This is a genomic window from Lentzea aerocolonigenes, from assembly GCF_000974445.1.
GTDB classification, from domain to species: Bacteria; Actinomycetota; Actinomycetes; order Mycobacteriales; family Pseudonocardiaceae; genus Lentzea; species Lentzea aerocolonigenes.
In genome coordinates, this window is record NZ_BBOJ01000013.1 from 124879 (window position 1) to 147791 (window position 22913).

At 69.9% G+C, this 22913-nt stretch carries 21 protein-coding genes; 6 read left to right on the forward strand and 15 right to left on the reverse strand.

Annotation, left to right across the window (positions count from 1 at the left end):
- Positions 1–56: 56 nt before the first annotated feature.
- Positions 57–3434, reverse strand: a complete 3378-nt coding sequence (locus AOM45_RS24775) for a pyruvate carboxylase (protein ID WP_030467950.1) — start codon at positions 3432–3434, stop codon at positions 57–59.
- 317 nt (positions 3435–3751) lie between these two features.
- Here AOM45_RS24775 and AOM45_RS24780 point away from each other — a divergent pair, with 317 nt between their 5' ends.
- A complete protein-coding gene (locus tag AOM45_RS24780) occupies positions 3752–4978 on the forward strand; it encodes a coiled-coil domain-containing protein (protein WP_081902154.1) in 1227 nt (408 codons plus the stop codon).
- 2 nt (positions 4979–4980) lie between these two features.
- Here AOM45_RS24780 and AOM45_RS24785 read toward each other — a convergent pair whose 3' ends face one another.
- The 3 genes from AOM45_RS24785 to AOM45_RS24795 form a co-directional block, all read right to left on the reverse strand.
- Positions 4981–6114, reverse strand: a complete 1134-nt coding sequence (locus AOM45_RS24785; RefSeq protein ID WP_030467948.1) for a sialidase family protein — start codon at positions 6112–6114, stop codon at positions 4981–4983.
- A 393-nt stretch (positions 6115–6507) separates the two neighbouring features.
- The gene (gene recG, locus AOM45_RS24790; protein ID WP_030467947.1) at positions 6508–8664 is read right to left on the reverse strand and encodes an ATP-dependent DNA helicase RecG; all 2157 of its coding nucleotides are present in this window, start codon (positions 8662–8664) and stop codon (positions 6508–6510) included.
- A gap of 14 nt (positions 8665–8678) precedes the next feature.
- Positions 8679–10289, reverse strand: coding sequence for a DAK2 domain-containing protein (locus AOM45_RS24795; protein ID WP_030467946.1), 1611 nt, complete (start codon positions 10287–10289; stop codon positions 8679–8681).
- A gap of 148 nt (positions 10290–10437) precedes the next feature.
- Here AOM45_RS24795 and rpmB point away from each other — a divergent pair, with 148 nt between their 5' ends.
- Positions 10438–10629: a 50S ribosomal protein L28 gene (rpmB, locus tag AOM45_RS24800; RefSeq protein ID WP_030467945.1), complete on the forward strand. Its 192-nt coding sequence runs from the start codon at positions 10438–10440 to the stop codon at positions 10627–10629.
- A gap of 13 nt (positions 10630–10642) precedes the next feature.
- Here rpmB and AOM45_RS24805 read toward each other — a convergent pair whose 3' ends face one another.
- Genes AOM45_RS24805 through AOM45_RS24825 form a run of 5 tightly spaced genes read right to left on the reverse strand, consistent with a single transcriptional unit; the run spans position 10643 to position 14546 of the window.
- Complete coding sequence (locus tag AOM45_RS24805; RefSeq protein ID WP_030467944.1) at positions 10643–11842, reverse strand: MFS transporter; 1200 nt, start codon at positions 11840–11842, stop codon at positions 10643–10645.
- 45 nt (positions 11843–11887) lie between these two features.
- A complete protein-coding gene (locus AOM45_RS24810) occupies positions 11888–12562 on the reverse strand; it encodes a uracil-DNA glycosylase (RefSeq protein ID WP_030467943.1) in 675 nt (224 codons plus the stop codon).
- A 16-nt stretch (positions 12563–12578) separates the two neighbouring features.
- Entirely contained in the window at positions 12579–13100 is a 522-nt protein-coding gene (locus AOM45_RS24815; RefSeq protein WP_030467942.1) for a gamma carbonic anhydrase family protein, read from the reverse strand.
- A gap of 10 nt (positions 13101–13110) precedes the next feature.
- Positions 13111–13566: a GNAT family N-acetyltransferase gene (locus AOM45_RS24820; RefSeq protein WP_030467941.1), complete on the reverse strand. Its 456-nt coding sequence runs from the start codon at positions 13564–13566 to the stop codon at positions 13111–13113.
- An 11-nt stretch (positions 13567–13577) separates the two neighbouring features.
- The gene (locus AOM45_RS24825; RefSeq protein WP_030467940.1) at positions 13578–14546 is read right to left on the reverse strand and encodes a thiamine-phosphate kinase; all 969 of its coding nucleotides are present in this window, start codon (positions 14544–14546) and stop codon (positions 13578–13580) included.
- A 97-nt stretch (positions 14547–14643) separates the two neighbouring features.
- On the opposite strand from AOM45_RS24825, the gene AOM45_RS24830 reads away from it, so the two are divergent.
- A complete protein-coding gene (locus AOM45_RS24830) occupies positions 14644–14877 on the forward strand; it encodes an Lrp/AsnC ligand binding domain-containing protein (protein WP_030467939.1) in 234 nt (77 codons plus the stop codon).
- Positions 14878–15003: 126 nt separating this feature from the next.
- A complete protein-coding gene (locus tag AOM45_RS24835; RefSeq protein WP_051783472.1) occupies positions 15004–15567 on the forward strand; it encodes a DUF3515 domain-containing protein in 564 nt (187 codons plus the stop codon).
- 77 nt (positions 15568–15644) lie between these two features.
- Here AOM45_RS24835 and AOM45_RS24840 read toward each other — a convergent pair whose 3' ends face one another.
- Positions 15645–16694, reverse strand: coding sequence for a D-alanine--D-alanine ligase family protein (locus tag AOM45_RS24840; protein ID WP_030467937.1), 1050 nt, complete (start codon positions 16692–16694; stop codon positions 15645–15647).
- A 56-nt stretch (positions 16695–16750) separates the two neighbouring features.
- The gene (gene pdxR, locus AOM45_RS24845) at positions 16751–18121 is read right to left on the reverse strand and encodes a MocR-like pyridoxine biosynthesis transcription factor PdxR (protein ID WP_030467936.1); all 1371 of its coding nucleotides are present in this window, start codon (positions 18119–18121) and stop codon (positions 16751–16753) included.
- A 67-nt stretch (positions 18122–18188) separates the two neighbouring features.
- Between pdxR and AOM45_RS24850 the strand changes: the two genes are divergently transcribed.
- Complete coding sequence (locus tag AOM45_RS24850; protein WP_030467935.1) at positions 18189–18833, forward strand: pyridoxamine 5'-phosphate oxidase family protein; 645 nt, start codon at positions 18189–18191, stop codon at positions 18831–18833.
- Here AOM45_RS24850 and AOM45_RS24855 read toward each other — a convergent pair.
- The 4 genes from AOM45_RS24855 to AOM45_RS24870 form a co-directional block, all read right to left on the reverse strand.
- Positions 18814–19272: a cysteine dioxygenase gene (locus AOM45_RS24855; RefSeq protein WP_030467934.1), complete on the reverse strand. Its 459-nt coding sequence runs from the start codon at positions 19270–19272 to the stop codon at positions 18814–18816. The two genes, AOM45_RS24850 and AOM45_RS24855, sit on opposite strands and share 20 nt — an antisense overlap.
- A gap of 118 nt (positions 19273–19390) precedes the next feature.
- Positions 19391–20455 (reverse strand): cystathionine gamma-lyase, encoded by a 1065-nt coding sequence (locus tag AOM45_RS24860; RefSeq protein ID WP_030467933.1) that lies wholly within the window; start codon positions 20453–20455, stop codon positions 19391–19393.
- Positions 20452–21462, reverse strand: coding sequence for an NAD(P)H-dependent glycerol-3-phosphate dehydrogenase (locus tag AOM45_RS24865; protein ID WP_030467932.1), 1011 nt, complete (start codon positions 21460–21462; stop codon positions 20452–20454). Before AOM45_RS24865 ends, AOM45_RS24860 begins: the two co-directional genes overlap by 4 nt.
- Positions 21463–21466: 4 nt before the next feature.
- Entirely contained in the window at positions 21467–22222 is a 756-nt protein-coding gene (locus AOM45_RS24870; RefSeq protein ID WP_051783470.1) for a lysophospholipid acyltransferase family protein, read from the reverse strand.
- 28 nt (positions 22223–22250) lie between these two features.
- On the opposite strand from AOM45_RS24870, the gene cofC reads away from it, so the two are divergent.
- The gene (gene cofC / locus AOM45_RS24875) at positions 22251–22874 is read left to right on the forward strand and encodes a 2-phospho-L-lactate guanylyltransferase (RefSeq protein WP_030467930.1); all 624 of its coding nucleotides are present in this window, start codon (positions 22251–22253) and stop codon (positions 22872–22874) included.
- The last annotated feature ends 39 nt before the right edge of the window (positions 22875–22913 follow it).

Sequence of the window (22913 nt, forward strand, 5' to 3'; positions counted from 1 at the left end):
CCCCTCGCAGCACGAAGGGCCCGGCCGTCGAGACCGGGCCCTTCGCACAACATCAGCTACTCCAGGACGATCAGCAGGTCTCCACCTTCGACCTGCTGGGCGCCGCGCAACGCCAGACGCTGCACGCGGCCCGCCTTCGGGGCGGTGATCGCGGCCTCCATCTTCATGGCCTCGATCGTCGCGACGGTCTGGCCGGCGTCGACGCTGTCGCCCTCGGCCACCGCCGCCGTCACCACGCCCGCGAACGGTGCCGCGACGTGGTTCGGGTTACCCCGATCGGCCTTCTCCGCGGCCGGGATGTCGGCCGCCACCGAACGGTCGCGGACCTGGATCGGGCGCAGCTGGCCGTTCAGGGTCGCCATGACCGTGCGGATGCCGCGCGCGTCGGCCTCGGAGATCGCCTCCAGGCCGATGAGCAGGCGGACACCCGGTTCCAGGTCGACCGAGTACTCCTCGCCCGGACGCAGGCCGTAGAAGAAGTCCTTGGAGCGCAACACCGACGTGTCGCCGTAAGCCTCGCGGTGAGCCCGGAACTCCTTCGTGGGCGCCGGGAACAGCAGGCGGTTCAGGGTCGCGCGGCGGTCGTCGACCAGCCCCGCCTCGTCCTCGGCCGACAGCTCCTCGATCGGCTTGGGAGCCGGGCGGCCCTCCAAAGCCTTGCTGCGGAACGGCTCCGGCCAGCCGCCGGGCGGGTCGCCCAGCTCGCCGTGCAGGAAGCCGATCACCGACGCCGGGATGTCGTACTTGCCGGGGTCGGCCTCGAAGTCCTTCGGTGCCACGCCGGCCCCGACGAGGTGCAGCGCGAGGTCACCGACGACCTTGGACGACGGCGTCACCTTCACCAGGTGGCCGAGCATGCGGTCGGCGGCCGCGTACATCGACTCGATCTCCTCGAACTTCTCGCCGAGACCGAGTGCGACCGCCTGGGTGCGCAGGTTCGAGAGCTGACCACCGGGGATCTCGTGGTGGTACACGCGGCCGGTCGGGCCGGGGATGCCGGACTCGAACGGCGCGTAGATCTTGCGCACTGCTTCCCAATACGGCTCCAGGTCGCACACGTTCTGGAGGTTGAGGCCGGTGGAGTGCTCCGTGTGGTCCGTGAGCGCCACGATCGACGACAGCGGCGGCTGCGACGTCGTGCCCGCCATCGACGCGGTGGCGCCGTCGATCGCGTCCACGCCCGCCTGGATCGCGGCGAGGTACGTGGCCAGCTGGCCACCCGCCGTGTCGTGCGTGTGGAGGTGGACCGGGAGGTCGAACTCCTTGCGCAGCGCCGAGATCAACCGCGCCGCGGCCGGTGCCCGCAGCAGGCCCGCCATGTCCTTGACGGCCAGCACGTGCGCACCGGCGCCGACGATCTGCTCGGCGAGCTTGAGGTAGTAGTCCAGTGTGTACAGACGCTCGTCCGGGTTGGACAGGTCGCTCGTGTAGCAGAGCGCGACCTCGGCGACCGCCGTCCCGGTCTCGCGCACGGCCTCGATCGCCGGGCGCATCTGCTCGACGTCGTTCAGGGCGTCGAAGATCCGGAAGATGTCGATGCCGGTGTTCGTCGCCTCCTGCACGAACGCCTTGGTGACCGCCTCCGGGTACGGCGTGTAGCCGACCGTGTTGCGGCCGCGCAGCAGCATCTGCAGGTTGATGTTCGGCACGGCCTCGCGCAACGCCGCGAGCCGCTCCCACGGGTCCTCGGCGAGGAACCGCAGCGCCACGTCGTAGGTCGCGCCGCCCCAGCACTCCAGCGACAGCAGCTCCGGCGTCATGCGCGCGACGTGCGGCGCGACGGCGAGCAGGTCCTTGGTGCGTACTCGGGTGGCGAGCAGCGACTGGTGCGCGTCGCGGAACGTCGTGTCCGTGACGCCGACCGCCTTGCTCTCCCGCATCCACCGCGCGAAGCCCTCGGGGCCGAGCTCGACGAGCTTCTGCTTGGAGCCGGCGGGCGGTTCGGCGTTGAGGTCGATGACCGGCAGCTTCTCGCGCGGGTCCACCGCGGTCGGGCGGGTGCCGTTGGGGTGGTTGACCGTGACGTCCGCGAGGTAGGTCAGCAGGCGCGTGCCGCGGTCGGCCGAGTGGCGCGCGGTCAGCAGGTGCGGGCGCTTCTCGATGAACGACGTGGTGACGCGGCCCTCGTAGAAGTCCGGGTCGTCCAGCACGGCCTGGATGAACGGGATGTTCGTGGACACACCGCGGATGCGGAACTCCGCGATCGCACGGCGCGCACGGGCGACGGCGAGACTGAAGGTGCGGCCGCGGCACGTGAGCTTCACGAGCATCGAGTCGAAGTGGGGGCTGATCGCCATGCCAGCGCCCGCCGTGCCGCCGTCGAGACGGATGCCGGAACCACCGGGCGAGCGGTAGGCGCTGATCGTGCCGGTGTCCGGGCGGAAACCGTTGGCCGGGTCCTCGGTGGTGATGCGGCACTGCAGCGCCGCACCGCGCAGCTGGACGGTGTCCTGGGACAGGCCCAGGTCCTCCAGCGTCTCGCCAGAGGCGATGCGCATCTGCGACTGCACGAGGTCGACGTCGGTCACCTCCTCGGTGACCGTGTGCTCGACCTGGATGCGCGGGTTCATCTCGATGAAGACGTAGTGACCCTGCGGGTCGAGCAGGAACTCGACGGTGCCGGCGTTGCGGTAACCGATGTGGCGGGCGAACTTCACCGCGTCGTTGCAGATGCGCGCGCGCAGCTCGGGGTCGAGGTTCGGCGCGGGCGCGATCTCGATGACCTTCTGGTGGCGCCGCTGCACGGAGCAGTCGCGCTCGAAGAGGTGGATCACGTTGCCCTGGCCGTCGGCGAGGATCTGCACCTCGATGTGGCGCGGCTCGACCACGGCCTGCTCGAGGAACACCGTCGGGTCGCCGAACGCCGACTCCGCCTCGCGCGACGCGGCTTCGAGGGCCTCGCGCAGCGCGGCCGGGTCGTCGACCTTGCGCATGCCTCGGCCACCACCACCGGCGACGGCCTTGACGAACACGGGGAACCGCATCGACTTCGACGCTTCGAGCAGCTCGTCCACGTTCGACGACGGCTCGCTCGACTCCAGCACCGGCAGGCCGGCCTCGCGGGCGGCGGCGATGGCGCGCGCCTTGTTGCCGGTGAGCTCCAGCACCTCGGCGACGGGGCCGATGAACGTGAGACCGGCCTCGCGGCAGGCCATCGCGAGCTCCGGGTTCTCGGACAGGAAGCCGTAACCGGGGTAGATCGCGTCGGCGCCGGCCTTCCGGGCGGCCTTGATGATCTCGTCGACGGAGAGGTAGGCGCGGACGGGATGTCCGGGCTCGCCGATCTCGTAGGACTCGTCCGCCTTCAACCGGTGCAGCGAGTTGCGGTCCTCGTGAGGGAAGACGGCGACCGTTCCAGCGCCCAGTTCGTAGGCGGCTCGGAACGCGCGAATCGCGATCTCGCCGCGGTTGGCGACAAGAACCTTGCGGAACATCCGTTGCCCTCCCGGAGTTACTCGACGGTCAGTTCGGGCACGTTACCGTGCGACTCTTGCCTGTTGGGAGGACTGTCTCACGTGATGGGTGTCATCGTGATCGGTCCGGCTCGTGAGAATTGTCGCGGTTTGAGGGCTGGCTGAACACCAGCCACCCGGTCAGACTCCACCCGGTAGTGGGATTAACCAGATCGAGTGACGATCTTGATGACCATCTCGGTAGGGTGAGCCATATGGCCGGGGCTGATGGAGCCGGGCAGCCTACTGCCCGCACACCGCATTTCGACGTTGTCCTCCGTGGTTACAACCAGCGACAGGTGAATGAGCGCGTCACTCGCCTGGAGTTCGATCTCAAGAACTCGAACCGCTCCCGAGACGCGGCTGCCGCGCAGGTGGCGGAGCTGACGAAGCTCCTGAACTCGATGCGCGCCGATCTCGACAAGACCAAGATGCAGCTCCACAACCTCGCCAACAGCCCCGTGAGCGCGTCGAACGTCACCGAGCGTGTCCGCGTGATGATGTCGCTGGCCGAGGAAGAGATCGCGGACATCCGCAAGGACGCCCTCGACAAGGCGGCCGCGACCCGTGCCGAGGCCGAGAAGCAGGCCGCCGAGCAACGGGAGAGCCACAACCGTCTCCTCGCCGAGACCGAGGCCCGCCGCAAGCAGCTGGAAGTCGCCCACCAGCAGCGCACGACCGAGCTCGAGAAGCAGTTCGCCGAACGCAGGGCGGAACTGGAGGCCGAGCACGAGGCGCTGCGCACCAAGCTCGTCTCGGAGCACGAGACCCTGGTCGCCGAGGTGCGCGCGGAGGGCGAGCGCGTGGCCGCCGAGTTCGAGCAGAAGTCGGCCGACCTGGACGCCCGCCGAGTGGAGCTCGACCAGAAGTACAAGGCGTACCACGACGAGCTGGACAAGGAGTACGACGGCCTCAAGGCGAAGCTGACCGCGGAGCACCAGAAGGTGCTGGCGGACGCGCGGGCCGAGGCCGAGCGCATCGCCGCCGAGTCCGAGGTCGCGCGCGTCGAGGCGTTGCAGAAGCTCGACGACGCCCTGAAGGCCAAGCAGGCCGAGGCCGAGAAGGTGCTCGCCGACCTCGAGGCCGAGGCGCTGGCGAAGGCCGAGAAGACCACCTCTGACGCGTCCGCGCAGGCGACCGCCCTGGTCAGCGCGGCGGAGGAGAAGGCGGCGACGACGCTGCGCGAGGCGTCGGAGAAGGCAGAGACCAAGGTGCGCGAGGCCGACGAGAAGGCCACCACGCTGGTGCGCGACGCCGAGGCGAAGACCTCAGCCCTCGTGCGCGAGGCCGAGGAGAAGTCGGCCGCCGCGGTGGCCGAAGCCGACCAGCGCGCGGCGGCGGCGTCCGAGAAGGAAGCCTCGCTGCGGGCGGCGCACGACAACCTCGCCACGCAGTTCCACGCGGCCCAGGCGGCGGTGGAGGCGGCGATGTCGGTGCTGAAGCCGCTGGAGGACGGCTCGGCCGACGCCGACGAAGCCCCGGCCGAGCAGGCGACCGAGCAGCTGCCGAAGCCGCGCCAGAACTGACCTCAGCCGGGGAACGGCGGCAGGCTGCTGGTCGCCCAGCTCGTGTGGCAGACGCCCTCGGCCACGTAGTCGCTGGCGAACCCGATCAGCGAAGCCCCGTCGAGCGACGCCACCCCGGCCGGGTGGTAGTTCGGGCAGTTGTCGTCGCGCGCGCCGGGCACCGGAACCGGCGCGGGCGCCTCGTACCAGCCGTCCGCGCCGCCGTTCTCCGAGACGAAGACCGTCCTGCCGTTGCCGGGGTCGACCTTGCCGTCGGCGGACATCAGCATCTGTCCCATGAGGATCACGCGCCCGCGCGACGTGCCGTTGGGCGCGAGGGCGATCGACGGCGTGTGCGCGAAGTACTTGCCGTCCTTCGTCGTCGGCCGCTCGCCGAACCACTTCGGGTCACCCCAGTGCACGCCGTCCGGTGACGTCCGGTGGAACGCCTCGCAGAAGTACTGGTTCGGCTGCGCGCAGATCTCGTACATCATGTAGTACTCGCCCGTCGGCAACCGCTTGACCTGCGACATCCCCGGCCGATACGCCCTGGGCCAGACCGCGACGATCTTCTGCTTCGCCGACCAGTTCCTGCCGTCCGCGGACACCGTCCTGCCGATGTACTGGCTGTGCCCCGGATCCGTCTCGTCGGCGAAGTAGCAGTTCAGCCTGCCGTCCGCGTCCACGGACAGGTCCGGCTCCCACAGCCCGCCGCCCTTGCCCGCCCGCGCGCACTCGGACAGGTACTCCCAGGTCTCGCCGGCGTCGCGGCTGCGCCAGATCCGCGCCTTCAAGCCCTCCGACTTGAGCCCGACCGACCCCGCCCACAACACGGTGCCCGCGGGCATGTCCCCGACCTGCCGCGGCAACTCGTAGAGGTGACCGCAGCACAGCGCGTGGGCGGCCTCGGGATCGCTGAACCTGCTGATCTTGCGGAACCGCTGGCCGTTGCGGTTGGCGCGCAGGACGTCGACGTCCTGGAACCGGTCGAGCACCACGAGGATCGCGCCGCGGTGGGCACCGTGTTCGAGGCGGATGGCGTGGGGGTAGCGGGATTCCTCGCCGGTCAGCACCTTGGGGCTCGCTCCGGCTGGGGTCGGGGCCAGGATCGAGAGGGCGAGAACGGCCACGAGCGTGGTGGTGATCAGGCGGCGCACGGGTGGGAACGTACGGCTCGGGTGGGCTGGGGTGGCGGGTGGCGCGCGTACACCTTCAGGTGATTGGGGGCGGAGAGGTTTTGGCGCGGGGGTGGCGGCGCGGCTGGTGGCTGGCGGGGGTGGTGCCGGTCGGTCGGAACTGGTCGATCGAGGTGGCGGGGCGGGCACGGCTGACGCGCGGCGGCTCGCGCGTCCGGCTGGCGGGCGGCGGTGGCGGGCTCGAGGGGTCGGCGGGAACCGGTCGATCGAGGTGCCGGTCGTGGAGCGCGCGGCTGGGCAAGGGGTTCGAGGTGGGGTTGGCAGACGAGCGGGCAAGGTTTGCCGGCGGCCGAGAGCGGACAGCGGTCAACCGCGGTCGGTTCAGACCGCCGCCTTCCCGGCGAGCGTGTCCGGCTAGGTCTTCTCCAGGAACTCCGCCCGCTCCTCCGTCAGCAGCGTCGCCACCATCCCGGCCAGCCCCGGATGCCTCACCAGGTCCGGGTCCGCGTCGACCACGCGCTGGGCCGCCACCCGCGCGTCCGCGATGATGTCCTCGTCGCGCAGCAGGGAGAGCATCTTCAGGGCCGAGCGGCGGCCTGACTGGGCGGCGCCGAGGATGTCGCCTTCGCGGCGCAGTTCCAGGTCCAGCTGGGCGAGTTCGAAGCCGTCCAGAGTGGACTCGACGGCGCGGAGGCGTTCCATCGTGGCCGTCATCTCCGGCATTTCCGTGACCAGCAGGCACAGGCCCGGCGCGCTGCCTCGGCCCACGCGGCCGCGGAGCTGGTGGAGCTGTGAGACGCCGAAGCGGTCCGCGTCCATGATGGCCATGACGGTGGCGTTCGGGACGTTGACGCCCACCTCGATGACGGTGGTGGCGACCAGTACTTGCACCTCGTTGGCCGCGAAGGCGCGCATCACGGCGTCCTTCTCGTCCGGGGGCATGCGGCCGTGCAGGATCTCCACCCGCAGGCCGCGCAACGGGCCCTGCGCCAGCATGGTCGCCACGTCGATCACGGACAGGGCCGGGCGCTTGTCCTCGTCGTCGGACTTCGCTGGCTCCTCGTCGCCGATGCGCGGGCAGACGAAGTACGCCTGGTGGCCTGCCGCCACCTCCTCGCGGACGCGGGCGAACGCGCGGTCCAGCCACGTCGGCTTCTCGCGCGCCGGGACCACCGAGGTCTTGATGGGCGAGCGGCCGCCCGGCAGCTCGCGCAGGGCCGAGACCTCCAGGTCGCCGTAGACGGTCATGGCCACCGTGCGCGGGATCGGGGTCGCGGTCATCACCAGCACGTGCGGGTTCTCGCGTTCGCCCCGCGCGGAAAGAGCGGCGCGTTGCTCGACGCCGAACCGGTGCTGCTCGTCGACCACGACGAGGCCGAGCGAGTGGAACTCCACCTTCTCCTGGATGATCGCGTGCGTGCCGACGACGATGCCCGCCTCGCCGGTCACGATGTCGAGCAACGCCTGGCGCCGCTGGGCCGTGTTCATCGAACCGGTCAGCAGCGTCACGCGCGTCGCGTTCTCCGCGCCGCCCAGCTGACCTGCCTGGGCGAGGTCGCCGAGCATCTCCTGCAGCGAGCGGGCGTGTTGTGCCGCAAGGACTTCCGTGGGGGCGAGCATCGCCGACTGACGGCCGGCGTCGACGGTCTGCAACATGGCTCGCAACGCGACCATCGTCTTGCCCGACCCCACTTCCCCTTGCAGCAGGCGGTTCATGGGCACGACCGACTCGAGGTCGGAGGCGATCTGCTCGCCGACCTCCACCTGCCCCTTGGTCAGCTCGAACGGCAGCCGCGCGTCGAACGCGTCCAGAATGCCTCCGGCACGGCGCGCGCACGAAGGCGCCGGACGGGCCCTGGAAGCCTTGCGGCGCTGGGCGAGCGTCAGCTGCACGGCCAGGGCCTCGTCCCACTTCAGCCGTTGCTGAGCCACGGAGATCTGCGCCCAGCTCTCCGGACGGTGGATCGCCCGCAGCGCCTCCTCCAGGCCGATCAGACCCTGCTCGGAGCGGAAGTCGGCGGGCAGCGGGTCCTCCGGCACGCCGTCCCAGATCTCCAGCAGCTGCTTGACGCAGTTCGCGATGTTCCACGTGTTGATGTGCTGCGACGCCGGGTAGACGGGCAGGAACGCCTGCAGGAACGATGATCCGTCCTGCTCCGGGGTGAGGATCTCGAACGCCGGGTGCACCAGCTGGAGGTTCTGCCGGTAGCGGCCGACCTTGCCCGCGAACAGCGCGCGCGTGCCCGGCAGCAGCTCCTGCTCGGCCACGAACGCCACCTTGCCGAAGAACACGAGGTGCAGCTCGGACGTGCCGTCCGTGATCACCGCTTCGGTCATGTGGCCGTGCCGGGCCTTCATGCGCCGCTTGGTGCACTTGCGCACCTCGGCCTGCACCGTCACGTGCTCGTCGATTTCCAGAGACCGGATGTCGGTCAGCTTCCCGCGCTCGTCGTAGCGGCGCGGGTAGTGGCGCAGCAGGTCACCGACCGTCGTGAGGCCGAGGCCGGTCTCCAGTGCGTCGGCGGTCTTCTTGCCGAGCAACGGCTGCAGCTTGTCGTCGAAGGAGATCATCGCGTCCCATTGAACTACTCGACACCGACAAAAATGACCGCGTCCGGCTGACCGCCCGGATACGCCGTCACTTCCACCTCCGGATGGGTGACCCGCAGGTGGTCTTCGAGCACGTCCACCAAACCACCCGGGCTGTCGGCACCCAAAATCACGGTCACCAGTTCGCCGCCGCCGGCCAGCATGCGGTCGACCAGGCGGCAGGAGAGGTCCATCAGCGACTCCGGGGTGGCGGGACCGGGTTCGATCAGCACGACCTCGCCGTCCAGCATGCCCAGCAGGTCGCCCGGCTGGCACCGGCCGACCCACGTGATGGCCTCGTCGGCGGCGATCGAGAGCTCACCGCGGCGCGTGGCGGCGGCCGCCTCGGCCATCGCGACGACGTCATCACCAGCGCGCCGGGACGCGTCGTGCACGGCCAACGCCGCGAGTGCCTGCACCGGCGAAAACGTCGGCACCACCACCACGTCCTGCCCTGCGGCCTGTGCGTACGCCACGGCCTCCTCTAGCGCCTCACGGATGTCCGGATCACCAGGCAGCACGGCGACGTGACGCGCGCGCGTCGACACTATGGACGACAACAGGTCGGTGGGCGTCGCCGAAGAAGAAGCAAGGTCGAAAACGATCGCGCCCTCTGCACGGAAGACGTCCACAGCGCCGCTCACCACCACCACGATCGCCCTGTCACGCACGAAGCGGGACGCCTGAGCGGCGATCTGGTCGGCGAACCGCGCCACCGTGATGCGGTGTGGACGTCCAGCGCGCACACCCGCCTCGATGGCCGCGCCTATGTCGTTGCAGTGCACGTGGACGGTCCACAGCGAAGCGCCGTCACCCACCACCGACACGCAGTCACCGAGCAGGTTCAGCGACGCACGCAGCTCGACGACCTCCTCCTCCGAGGTGTCGTCGAGCAGGTACATGACCTCGTACTCGAACTCCGACGACCCACCCTCGCGCTCGGTCGTCAACGACTCGGGCGTGCGCGGCAGCAACGGCGCGTCCACCGGCGTTTCCACAGCCTGACCGGTGATCACCGCGGCCAGTGTGTCCAACAACACAACGAGACCACGTCCACCCGCGTCGACGACCCCCGCCTTGGCCAGCACGGCGAGCTGACGCGGCGTATCGGCCAGTGCGACGGCACTCGCGCGCGACGCCGCCATCACGACCTCGTCCAGCTCGTCCGACGGACAGTCGCGAGCGGCCTCGGCGGCGGCGTGCAGCACCGACAGGACCGTGCCCGGCACAGGCTTGGACACAGCAGCAGTAGCGAGCTCATCGGACCGTTGCAGCGCCTTGCGCAGTGCGGACCCCGTGACGACCGAGACCTCCTGCACGGACTCCGCCAGGCCCCTGAGCACCTGCGACAGGATCACCCCGGAGTTGCCGCGGGCCCCGGCCAGGGCTCCTCGGGCCAGCGCGGACAACGCGTCACCGACCGTGGAGATGGGCGAGCGCAGCAGCGCGTCGAGCGCCGACTGCATCGTGTGCAGCAGGTTGGTACCTGTGTCACCATCCGGCACGGGGAAGACGTTGATCTGGTCGATCGACTCCCGGTTGGCGTCCAGCGACCGCACGCACGCGTCCGCCCACCTGCGCACCGCGACCGCATCCATGACCTGCATGGCGGCGAGGGTATCCACCCGGTTTGGTCGCGGGTGAACCAACCAGCTACCCTTGCTGGGTTGCCGTGCCCGGTTGAGGCTTGTGCACGCTTGCGCGCCCACCGGGACGCGAGACTTACCGCTTGAGGAACCTGAAGGAGTGGCTGACGTGGCTGCCGTGTGCGACGTCTGTGGCAAGGGGCCGGGCTTCGGCCATTCGGTTTCGCACTCCCAGCGGAAGACGAACCGCCGCTGGAACCCGAACATCCAGTCTGTGCGCGCGAAGGTTTCGGCCTCGCAGCGCCAGCGCATCAACGTGTGCACCTCGTGCCTGAAGGCCGGCAAGGTCGTGCGCGGCTGATAACGCCACAGCACTAACTCGAAGAGAGCTCGGCGCAAGCCGGGCTCTCTTCGTTTTTCAGGGCGCGGTGCACGAACACCAGACAGGCGACACCGCTGAGCAACGCCCCGGCGCCGCCCAGCGCGAACACCGCCTGCGGCCCGATGACCAGCAACAACCCACCTGCGGCAGCCGTACCCACGAGGTTCGCCCCGATCACCATCGACCCCACCGCAGCGAACGCCCGCCCGCGTATCTCCTCGGGCGTGCGCAACCGCACGATGGCGTTCAGGGCCACGTTGTGCACGCCGTTCGAGATGCCACCGATGACCCAGCCGGTCCCGGCAGCGACGACGAACGGGAACGTCGCCGGGATCAGCACCCCGATGCCCGTGGTGATGGCGGCGACGGCGATCGCGTGCGCCACCCCGGAAACGGTCTCCAACCGCGCCGCGAGCCTGTTGCCGACCAGGATGCCGGTCATCCAGCACGCCTGCATCGCGCCGAGCACGAACTCGTCGCCGTGCAGCACGTACCGGACGAACGCGGGATCGGCCACGTTGATCACCACGACCGCGCCGACGCAGAAGGCCAGCCCGATGATCGCCGCGAACAGCACCGGGTCGCGTCGCACGTGCCGGATGCCCGCGAGCGCACTGGGACGCGACGAGTGTTCGCCGGAGGGCCGGCGTTCCGTGCGCACGAACGCCAGCAGCACCGCGTAGGCGAGGAAGGTGCCCCCGTCGATGAGCAACGCCGCGGGGTGGCCGAAGAGCCCGGCGAGCAGCGCACCACCGGTGACGCCCGCCATGCTGCCGAGACTGCGCCCGGTGCTGAGCCACGCGTAACCGCGCGTGGCTTCTTCTTCGCCGGCGATGTGCGGCACGAGAGCGGAGATGCAGGGCTGGGCGACCGCACGGCCGCAGCCCGAGAGCAGCACCAGCGCCACCACGAAAACGGGCTGCCCCATCAACGGCGCGATGGCCGCGATCGCGACGCCCTGGAACAGCAGCGCGACAATCAGCAGGCGGCGGTTGGGCAGGCGGTCGACGAGCACACCGGCGACAGGTGCTCCGAGCACGAGCGGCAGCAGTTCGGCGATCAGGATGGCGGCGACCAGCAACGAGCTGATCGGGGTGGCCCAGAAGACCAGGACCAGCAACGACAACGCGTTGCCGAACTCGCTGACGGCCGCACCGGCGGCCGTCAGCGTCAGATCACGATTCCCCCGCATGTCCCCCGACGCTAGTCAGGAAACGTGCGGGGGCAATCGAGAAAACTACGGAAGCTTCCAGTCGATCGGCTCCGCGCCCTGCTTCTCCAGCAGTTCGTTCGCCCGGCTGAACGGCTTCGAGCCGAAGAACCCGGAGTGCGCCGACAGCGGCGACGGGTGCGCGGACTCGATGGCGGGCAACGGTTCGAGCAACGGGCGCAGGTTGCGCGCGTTGCGGCCCCACAGGATCGAGACCAGGGGTGCGTCACGGGCGGCGAGCGCCTTGATCGCCTGCTCCGTCACGGCCTCCCAGCCCTTGCCCTGGTGGGAGTTGGCCTTGCCGGGCTGCACGGTCAGCGCCCTGTTGAGCAGCAGCACGCCGCGCTCGGACCAGGGGGTCAGGTCGCCGTTGGACGGGATCGGGTGTCCCAGGTCCTCGGCGTACTCCTTGTAGATGTTGATGAGCGACTTCGGGATGGGTCGCACGTCGGGCGCCACGGAGAACGACAGGCCCACCGCGTGACCGGGCGTCGGGTACGGGTCCTGCCCGACGATCAGCACCTTCACCTGGTGGAACGGCTGCTTGAACGCGCGCAGCACGTTCTCGCCCGCAGGCAGGTAGGTGCGGCCGGCGGCGACCTCCGCGCGCAGGAACTCACCCATGGCGGCGATCTGGTCAGCAACGGGGGCGAGAGCTTCAGCCCAACCGGCTTCGACAACTTCGTTGAGGGGACGAGCCACGGCTGTGAACCCTATCTCAGTCGAGACGGCGCAGCTTCTCCCGGTACAAACCGATGTTCTGCACATATTTCTCGACGATGAAAGCCCAAGCCTGTTCTGGCACAACATATCCAGCACGCTCGCGGGCAGGAACTCCCAGCACCATCGTGCGTTCGCGGACGTGGCCGTCGAACGACACCACGGCTCCGGCGCCGACGATCGCGCCCTTCTCCACGATGGAACCGTTGAGCACCACCGAACCCGACGCGATCAGGCACTCGTCGGCCACGGTCGCGCCCTCGATGTGCACGTTGTGGCCGATGACGCACGACGAGCCGATGTGCACCGGGTGGACCTCGGTGCAGTGGATCACGGTGCCGTCCTGGATCGACGTCCGCTCGTCGACGACGATGCGGCCGTAGTCGCCGCGCAGCACGGCTTGGGGCCACACCGACGAATGCGCACCGATGCGCACGTCGCCGATCACGGTCGCGTCCGGGTGCACGTACGCGTCCGGGTGGATCTGCGGCTCGTAGTCCCCCAACGCATAGATGGCCATGCGCCCGAACCTACAACGACTTCCCGAAGCAGCGGCTCTCCGGGTGGTCCCGGTACACGCCGAAGTTGTCGATGGGCTCGTAACCGGTCGCGAGGTACAGCCCGATCGCCTCTGGCTGGCGCAGACCGGTCTCCAGCACCATCCGCCGGTGGCCGGCCGCACGCGCGGTGTCCTCCAGGTTGGAGAGGATCAGCCGGGACAGGCCCTTGCCGCGCAGGGCGTCGGCCACGTACATCCGCTTGATCTCGGCGGCGTCCTCCAACTCGGAGTGCACGCGCCAGCCGCCGCACGAGACGGGCGTGCCGTCGAGGTAGCCCACCACGAAGTAGCCGAGCGGGGCGGCGAACTGCGCCGGGTCGACCGGTGTGACGTCCTCGTCGCCGTAGCGCTCGACGAAGACCTGCTGCAGATCAGCGATCAGCTTGACCGAGTCTGGATGGTCATACGCTCTTGTGCATAGTTCCACGGCGTTGAAGTCTACGCGCGCCAGTGCTCCCAGCCAGGAGGTTTTTCGTAGATCCTGCCGTCGACCGTCACTCCTTCACCCGCGCGGACCGTGCCGATGGTCGTCCAGCCCTCCGGCACCGCCTTCGGGCCGGGGAACGTCGCCGCGAGGGCGTGGTCCTCACCGCCCGTGAGCGCCCAGTGCCGCGCGTCGCCGCCCAGCGCCGACGCCACGTCCAGCAGGCGCGGGTGCAACGGCAGCAGCTCGGTGCGGATGTCGATCGCGACGCCGCTCGAGTCGGCGATGTGGCCGAGGTCCTGGAGCAGTCCGTCCGAGACGTCGATCATCGAGGTGGCACCGGCCTCTGCGGCCTTCGGACCCTCCTCGTACGGCGGCTCCGGGGCGCGCTGGGCGTTCACGATGCCGACCGGCGAACGGAACCCGCGGCCGAGCACGGCCAGTCCGGCGGCCGCCCAGCCGAGCCGTCCCGTCACCGCCACGACGTCGCCGACGAGCGCTCCGGACCTCGTGATCGGCTCGAGCCCGTTCATGTCACCCATGGCGGTGATGGAGATCACCAGTGTGGCGGAACTGACCATGTCGCCGCCGACGATGCCCGCGCCGGCCTTGGCCGCCTCCTGCCAGAGGCCCGACATGATCCCCTCGACGACCGACGCGGGGGTGTCCGCGGGACACGCGAAACCGACGAGCAGAGCGGACGGCAACGCTCCCATCGCGACGACGTCGGCGAGGTTCACCGCGGCCGCTTTTCGGCCCACCTGCTCGGGACTGGACCAGTCGAGTCTGAAGTGGACTCCCTCGACCAGCACGTCCATCGAGGCGACGACCCGTCCGTCCGGCACCGCCACGACGGCCGCGTCGTCCCCGGGACCGAGGATGGTCGTCTCCGGCTGCGCCCGACCGGTCGTCACCCGGTGAATGAGATGGAACTCACCCACATCGGCGACCGTCTCCGCGTCGTGCGGCGGCTCCGGACGCAAAGTTGCCTCCCAATCTGAGCATTCGGAACCCCAACTGGGGTACGTTGCGTGACACGTTCCTACCTCGACCCAACCTGTCGCGACGAAGGGGCACGCCGTGGTGCATGCATACATCCTCATCCAGACCGAGGTCGGCAAGGCCGCTGCAGTCGCCTCCGAGATCTCCGGGATCGCCGGGGTAGCAACCGCCGAAGACGTCACCGGTCCTTACGACGTCATCGTCCGCGCCGAAGCCGAGACCGTCGACCAGCTCGGCCAGCTCGTGGTCGCGCGCATCCAGAACGTCGAAGGCATCACTCGTACGCTGACCTGCCCGGTGGTGCACCTGTAGGGCCGCGACCCGAAACCGGGACGGTGAATCCACGCTCAGCAGGGCACCTCGTGGTGCACCCGTCTGACCGCGAATTCGCTCGGCCCGGTTTTGAGCTGCACCACCACCCCGTGTTCCCATAGCCGGGTGACTCAGCAGGAATCCACGTCGGCGCTGTCCCGGCCGCTGCTCGCGGCGGTCGGGCTCGCCGTGCTGCTCGCCATCGGTGTCGCAGGGCTCGGCCTGGTGCTGGGCACGGGAAACCAGACGGAGGACGTGCCCGGTCGCACGGGTCCCCTCGCGCTGGTCTCGATCGACGCACCGTCGGCGGAAGCACCGGAATGCGCCTCCCTGGTCGAGAAGCTCCCCGTCGGGCTGCCGTCCGGGAAGGACATGCTGCCGCGCAGGGAACTCGCCTCGCCGGCGCCGCCCGCCACGGTCGCGTGGGGTGACGCCAAACACGATCCGGTGGTCCTGCGCTGCGGCCTGCCGCGGCCGAACGAGCTGAACGCGACCTCGCAGCTGCGGGTGATCTCCGACGTCCAGTGGCTGCAGCTGCCCGGTTCCGGCAGCTCGACGTGGGTGATCGTGGACCGCGCCGTGTACGCGGTGCTGACGGTGCCCGACGACGCGGGCACCGGACCGTTGCAGGACATCTCGACGACGGTGCGCGACCTGCTCCCGAAGCAGCCGGTCAAGACCTCTCCCTAGCCATAGTTGATTGGCGCGAAAAGCACGTTCGGGCCGATAGATCGCCCGAACGTGCTTTTCGCGCCAAAAAACGGGGGCTAGCGGAGGCCGGACCCGCGGGCGATCGCCGTCTCGATCAACGTGGTCAGCAGCGTCGCGAAGTCGATTCCGGTCGCCTCCCACGCCTTGGGGTACATGGAGATCGGCGTGAAGCCCGGCATGGTGTTGAGCTCGTTGATGACGAGCTCGTTCTGCTCGGTGAGAAAGAAGTCCACCCTGGACAGACCCTGGCAGTCGAGCGCCTTGAACGCGGTGACGGCCATCTCGCGCAGTTGCGCGGCGGTGTCGTCGTCGAGCTTCGCCGGGATGTCGGCCTCGTAGGAGTCGTCGACGTACTTGGCGTCGAAGTCGTACCACTCGACGCGCTCGCCGACTGGACGCAGCTCGCAGGGCAGCGAGGCCTCGACGCGGCCGTCCGGGAACTCCAGCACGGCGAGCTCGATCTCGCGCATGTTCGGCACGGCGGCCTCGATGATGACCTTGGGGTCGTGCTGGCGCGCCTCGAAGATCGCGGCGTCGAGGTCGGCCCAGTCGCTCACCTTCGAGATGCCGACGGACGAGCCGGCGCGCGACGGCTTCACGAACACCGGCAGGCCGAGGTGCTCGCGCTCGTCGAGGGTCAGCGTGGTGGCGGCACGGTCCAGTGCGACGAACTTGCCGACCGGCAGGCCCTCACCCTGGAGGATCTTCTTCGCGAAGACCTTGTCCATGGCGGCGGCGCTGGCGAACACGCCGGGTCCCACGTACGGGAGGCCGCCCAGTTCGAGCAGGCCCTGGATGGTGCCGTCCTCACCCCACGCGCCGTGCAGCAGCGGGAAGACGACGTCGACGTCCTTCAACGCCTGGCCGGGCTCGATCGCGGTCACCGACGCGTTGCGCAGCGTGGGGAGGTTGCCGGCGCCTGCCTCGAGCGCGTTCGGGTCCGTGCCGAGCGCCCACTGACCCTGCGGTGTGATGCCCACCGGCACCACCTCGAAGCGGTCGGCGTCCAGGTAGGGCAGGACGCTCTTGGCTGACTGGCAGGAGACCTCGTGCTCGGAGCTGCGGCCGCCGAACACCACGGCCACCCTCGTCTTGCGCTGCGTCATGCCGGGGACCCTACCCGTTTGGGCGATTGTGCCCGCTGAGCAGTTGGCCACCGTGGTCAGCCGCTCGTGCTGAGCAGCTCGGTCAGCACCGGCAGAGCGCTCACCAGCTGTTCCCGCGAGCACGCGCTGTAGCCGATGACCAGGCCGTGGAGCTTGGCCCGGTTCACGTAGTGCCGGGCCAGGCCGTCCACCCGCAGCCCGCGTTCCAGCGCCTGCCGCATGAGGTCGCGCTCCAGTTCGGCGTTGGGCAGCAGCACCACGACGTGCGCGCCCGCGTCGTCACCGAGCACCTTGATGCCGGCGTCCGCGAACGTGTCGATGATGAGCGCGCGCCGTTCGGACAGCTCGCGCCGCAGCTTGCGCAGGTGCCGGCCGAGGTCACCGGTCCGCGCCAGCTCGACGACGACCCGTTGCCCCGCTGCCGCCGGGCTGGTGCCGGTCAGGTCGCGGTGCTCCAGCACGGCCGTGGCGAGGTGCTCGGGGGCAACCATCCACCCGGCGCCCAGCGTCGGGGTGAGGATCTTGCTCGTGGTGCCGAGGTGGACCACGACGTCCGGGGCCAGCGCGGCGAGCGACGGCAGCGGGGCCACGTCGTAGCGCAGCTCGCCGTCGTAGTCGTCCTCGATGACGAGCCAGCCGTCGCGGCGCGCCCGTTCGACCAGCGCGACCCGCCGCCCCGCCGACATGCGACCGCCCAACGGGTACTGGTGCGCCGGCGAGCAGTAGACGGCGCGAACACCGGCCGGAACGGCGTCCGGCAGCAGGCCTTCCGCGTCGACGGCCGCCTGGACGACCCGGAGCCCGGCCGCGCGGAACACGCCCACCGCCCGCTGGTAGCCGGGTTCCTCGACGGCCACGGCGTCACCGCGGCGCAGCACGGCCACCGCGATCTCCGTCAGCACCGCCGTGGTGCCGCCGGTGGCCAGCACGGGATCGGCGTTGACCGCGAGGCCGCGGTGGCGCAGCAGGTGCTCGGCGATGGCCTCGCGGTACTCGGGCAGGCCCGCGCGTTCGGGGCGGGACAACGGGGGCGCGTCGGCAGCGGCACGCCAGGCCCGCCGCCAGGCAGCGCGGTCGAGGCCGCCCGCCCACGGCGCACCGGTCCCGAGGTCGACGAAGTCGGTGATCGCCGGGACGACGGGTTTGCGCGAACGTTTGCGCAGCGGGCCGGGCGGGGTCGTGGTGACGTAGGTGCCGGAGCCGTGACGGCCCGCGATCCAGCCTTCCGCGTGGAGCTGTTCGTAGGCGGCGGCGGTGACCGTGCGGGACACACCGAGCGACTCGGCCAGCGCGCGCGTTGACGGCAAACGGTCGCCCGCGCGCAGGCGTCCTTCCGACGCGGCGGAACGGAGTGCGTCGGCGAGCTGGACGGCGAGCGGTTCTGCGGACTCGCGGTCCAGCGCCACGGGAAGCGCGGCCTCAACCAAAGTGGCCTTCTCAAATCGATCAGAACTGGCGCTTCAATGATGCCACTTGGACCGACACAGTAGAAGCATGACCACTGACGTGCAGCTCTCCCCCACCCCGCGCAGCACCGTCGTCCGCGGCAAGAAGCGAGCCGTCCAGGACCGCCAGGTGCTCTACGACATCCTCGACGCGGGCCTGGTCTGCCACCTCGCCGTGGAGGTCGACGGAGCGCCGTTCCTCATCCCCACCGCGTACGGGCGGGACGGCAACCGCATCTTCCTGCACGGGTCGACGGGCTCACGGTCCATCAGGAGCATGATCGAAGGCAAGCCTGTTTGCGTCGCGGTCACGCTCGTGGACGGGGTCGTGTACTCGCGGTCGGTGTTCCACCACTCGATGAACTACCGGTCGGCGATCGTCCACGGCACCGCGAAGGTCGCCGAGGACCCCGAGCACGCGCTGAAGGTGATCGTCGAGCACGTCACGCCGGGCAGCTGGGACTACGCGCGCGGCCCGTCCCGCAAGGAGCTCGCGCAGACCGTCGCGCTGGAGATCGACCTCACCGAGGCGAGCGTGAAGGTGCGCGAGGGCGGTCCGGGTGAGGAGCCGTCGGACCTCGAAGCGAACCTCGTGTGGGCGGGACACATGCCGCTCGTGCAGACGTGGGGTGCGCCGGTGCCGCACGAGACGGACAAGGCCATCCCGCCGCACGTCAGCGAACGGGCCCGTTGACCGGGTCGTAGCGGTACGGGTTCATGGCGCGTGTGCCGTGGCGGTAGACGTGGATCGACACGGCCGGATCCACGCCGTCGTTGCGCACCTGGTGCACGTAGCCCGGCCCCCACACGCGCGACTGACCGGCGTGAAGGGAGTGCACGACCTGGATCTTCGTGGTGACTACCTCGGTCAGCAGGCCGCTGACCACGGTGAACGCACCCGAGGTCGTGGCGTGGTCGTGCAGCGAGGCCGTCTGACCGGGGAGCCAGCTCATCAGCCAGATCTCCTGGTCGTCGGTCTTGTCGACCAACGCCGAGAAGCGCTCCTCCGGGTCGTACCGGAGCAGGTGCTTCCAGCGGTCGCGGTCGGCCGCCCACGACAGCGCCACCCGGACGGGGTGCAGCAGCGCGGAGTTTTCAGGCAGTACGACGGTGTTCTCGGGAACGGCGAACATCGGGAAGAACAGTCCTAACCATGGCGAGTGCGCGAAAAGAGGACGCGGGACTATCGCCAGGTACAACACAGTGCGCTGAAGGACATGTGCCAGAGGGTCCCGGAACCGGGACCCCCTGTCAAACCAGGCCCAGAGCTTGGGACACGTCTGCGGTCAGGTCTTCGGTGTCCTCGCAGCCGGCCGAGAACCGCACCAGGCCTTCCGGCACCGGATCGCCGAACTGGGCGCGCCGGTCCGCGGTGGAGTGCAGGCCGCCGAACGACGTCGCCGCCGACACCAGCTTCGACCGCGACAGGAACTCGTCCACCGCCTGCACGCTCGGCAGCTCGAACGTCAGCACGCCGTTGAACCGCCGCATCTGCTGCGCCGCCACCAGGTACGCCGGGTCGTCCGAGGCACCCGGCCAGCGCAGGTTCGCGACCCGGCCCTTGAGCAGCTCGTAGATCGCCGCCGCGTTCTCCGCCTGCCGCGCGAGCCGCAGGTCGAGCGTTCCCAGGCCGCGCATCACGAGCCACGTCTCGAACGGTCCCGCAATCGCGCCGTTCAACGTCCGGGCGTCGCGGACTCGCGCGGCCAGCTCGGCAGAAGCCACCGTCACGTGTCCGAAGAGGACGTCGCTGTGGCCCGCGAGCGCCTTGGTGTCCGATGCGACGACGATGTCCGCGCCGAGCTCCAACGGCCGTTGCCCCAGCGGGGTCGCCGTCGTGTTGTCCACGGCAAGCAACGCACCCGCGGCGTGAGCGGCCTCGGCCAGCGTCGCGATGTCGCACACGTCCAGGCCGGGGTTCGACGGCGTCTCCAGCAGCACGAGCCGCACGCCCTCGAAGGACGGATACGGTCCCGCCGTGGGCACCTCGACCACGTTCAGGTCCATTTCGGACACGAACTTGCGGGTGAGGAAGTACCCGTCCGACGGCAGCACCAGAGTGTCCCCAGTGGACAGAACGGTCCGCAGCAACGTGGAGATCGCGGCCATGCCGGACGGGAAGACGACGCACTCGCCGCCTTCCAGCGAGCCCAGCGCGGCTTCCAGCGACCGCCACGTCGGGTTGCCCGCACGGCCGTAGTAGTCCTGACCGCCCAGGTGGTACGCCGAGGCGAACACCGGCTGCGCGCCGAACGGTTCGCCCGGCTCGCCCGACACCGCGTGCACGACCCGAGTGCCGTCACCGAGCTCGCTCACTGGCGCTCGTGCTTCCGGTCGCGGCCCAGCAGCGCGACACCGAGCTCGCGCACGCTCAGCCCGTCGTGGCACACCTGGTGCACGCCTTCGGTGATCGGCATGTCCACGCCGTGCGCGGCCGCGAGCTCGCGGATCGACGAGCACGACTTCACGCCCTCGGCGACCTGACCGTGCGCGGCCTCCTGCGCCTGCGCGAGGGTCTCGCCCTTGCCGAGCCGTTCGCCGAAGGTCCGGTTGCGCGACAACGGCGACGCGCAGGTCGCCACCAGGTCGCCCAGACCCGCCAGGCCGGCGAACGTCAGCGGGTCGGCCCCGAGAGCCGCGCCCAGACGTGCGGTCTCGGCCAGGCCGCGCGTGATGATCGACGCCATCGTGTTGTCGCCGAAGCCCATGCCCGCCGCCATGCCGCACGCCAGCGCGATGACGTTCTTGCACGCCCCGCCGAGCTCGCAGCCCACGACGTCGGTGTTGGTGTACGGGCGGAAGTACGAGTTGGAGCACGCGTGCTGCAGGTCGACCGCGCGGTCGTGGTCCGTGCACGCGATGACGGTCGCGGTCGGCTGCCCGACGGCGATCTCCTTGGCCAGGTTCGGCCCGGACACCACGGCCACCTGCGACTCGTCGACCTCGGCGACCTCGCGGATCACCTCGCTCATCCGCTTCAGCGTGCCGAGCTCGACCCCCTTGGACAGCGACACGAGCGTCGCGTCCGGCGGCAGCAGCTCCTTCCACGCCGACAGGTTCACCCGCAGCGTCTGCGACGGCACCGCCAGCACCACCGCGTCCGCACCGTCCAGCGCCTTCGCCGGGTCGGAGGTGGCGGCGAGGTTGGCGGGCAACGAGATGCCGGGCAGGTAGTCGGCGTTCACGCGGGTCTCGGTGATCGTCGAGGCGACCTCCTGCCTGCGCGCCCACAGCACGACCTCGGGACCGGAGTCCGCGACGACCTTCGCGAAGGTCGTGCCCCACGAACCGGCGCCGAGCACCGCAACACGTTCGATCGCCATGGGTTCAGGCCTTCCTCGGTCCGTAGAAGCCTTCGGGCGCCTGCTCCTGGCGCACCTCGGCGAGCTGGGCCTTCACGTGGTTCATCAGCAGATCGGTGACCTCGCGCAGCAACGGGAGCGTCTCCTCCTTGCCGCGGTAGGCGGACAGGTCGATCGGCTCGCCGACGGCGTGCGTGATCGTCTTGCGCGGGAACGGGCGGAACCTCTTCTGGTAGTGGTTGTAGAGGTCGAGCGTGCCCCAGCGGGCGACCGGGATCACCGGGCCGTCGTGCTGCAACGCGAGCCGCGCCACGCCGGTGCGGGAGTTCGCGGGCCAGCCGTCCGGGTCCTTGGTGATGGTGCCCTCGGGATAGATCACCACGACCTGACCGGTGGCCAGCGCGTTGTGCGCCTCCCGCAGGCTCTGCTGCGCGTCCGAGGTGCCCCGGTAGACCGGGATCTGCTTCGCGCCCTTCAGGATCGCGCCCATGATCGGCACGTTCCACAGGCTGTGCTTGGCGAGGAAGTGCGGCACCCTGTCGTTCTTGTGCACGAAGACGGCGTCGTAGCACGGGTCGAGGTGCGAGATGTGGTTCATCACCAGCAGCGCCGATCCCTGGCGCGGGATGCGGTCGCCGTGCAGGATCCGGTGCCTGCCCAGCACGAACGACATGGGGTAGACGATCGCCGCGGCGACTCCGACCCAGAAGCCGCCCTTCTCCTTGGCCACGTGGACCCTCTCCTCACTCCCGACCTGCAGGAACTGCGCCCCTGAGCACATTAGTCGTCAGATCGTGGACTATGACGAGGTGCGGGATGAAGTTGACCTCGTGGTTCCGGTCAAAACGCTCGACAGGGCCAAGACCAGACTGACCAGCGCGACCGGTGGAGATCCGGTGTCACACGCGGCGCTGGCGCTCGCGCTCGCCATGGACACGGTGAGCGCCGCCGCGGCCACGCCCGGTGTCCGTCGCGTGGTGACGATCACATCGGACCCCGCCGTCGCCGCCGAGATGGCGGCGCTGGGCGTCGAGTCGTTGCCGGAACCCGCCGAACCCGGACTCAACGCGGCGTTGAAGCACGGCGCGCGCACGCTGCGGTCCGATCGCATCGGCGCGCTCCAGGCCGACCTGCCCGCGCTCAGGTCAGCGGAACTCCAGGCGGCGCTCGAGGCGGCGAGCAACCGGCGCGCGTTCGTTCCCGACCGCCAGGGCACCGGCACGACGTTGCTCCTCGCCGCACCCGGAGGTGAGCTCGACCCGAGGTTCGGCGTCGGGTCCGCCGGCCACCACCGGATTTCCGGTGCGGTCGCGCTGATCGGGCCGTGGCCGTCGCTGCGCTGTGACGTGGACACGGAAGAGGATCTGCGGCTCGCGCTCACCCTCGGTCTGGGCGCGCACACCGCGAACGCCTTGCCCGCCTGGACAACCTGAGCGCTCCTCACGCGTCTTCCGGGTCACTGGCGTGATCAC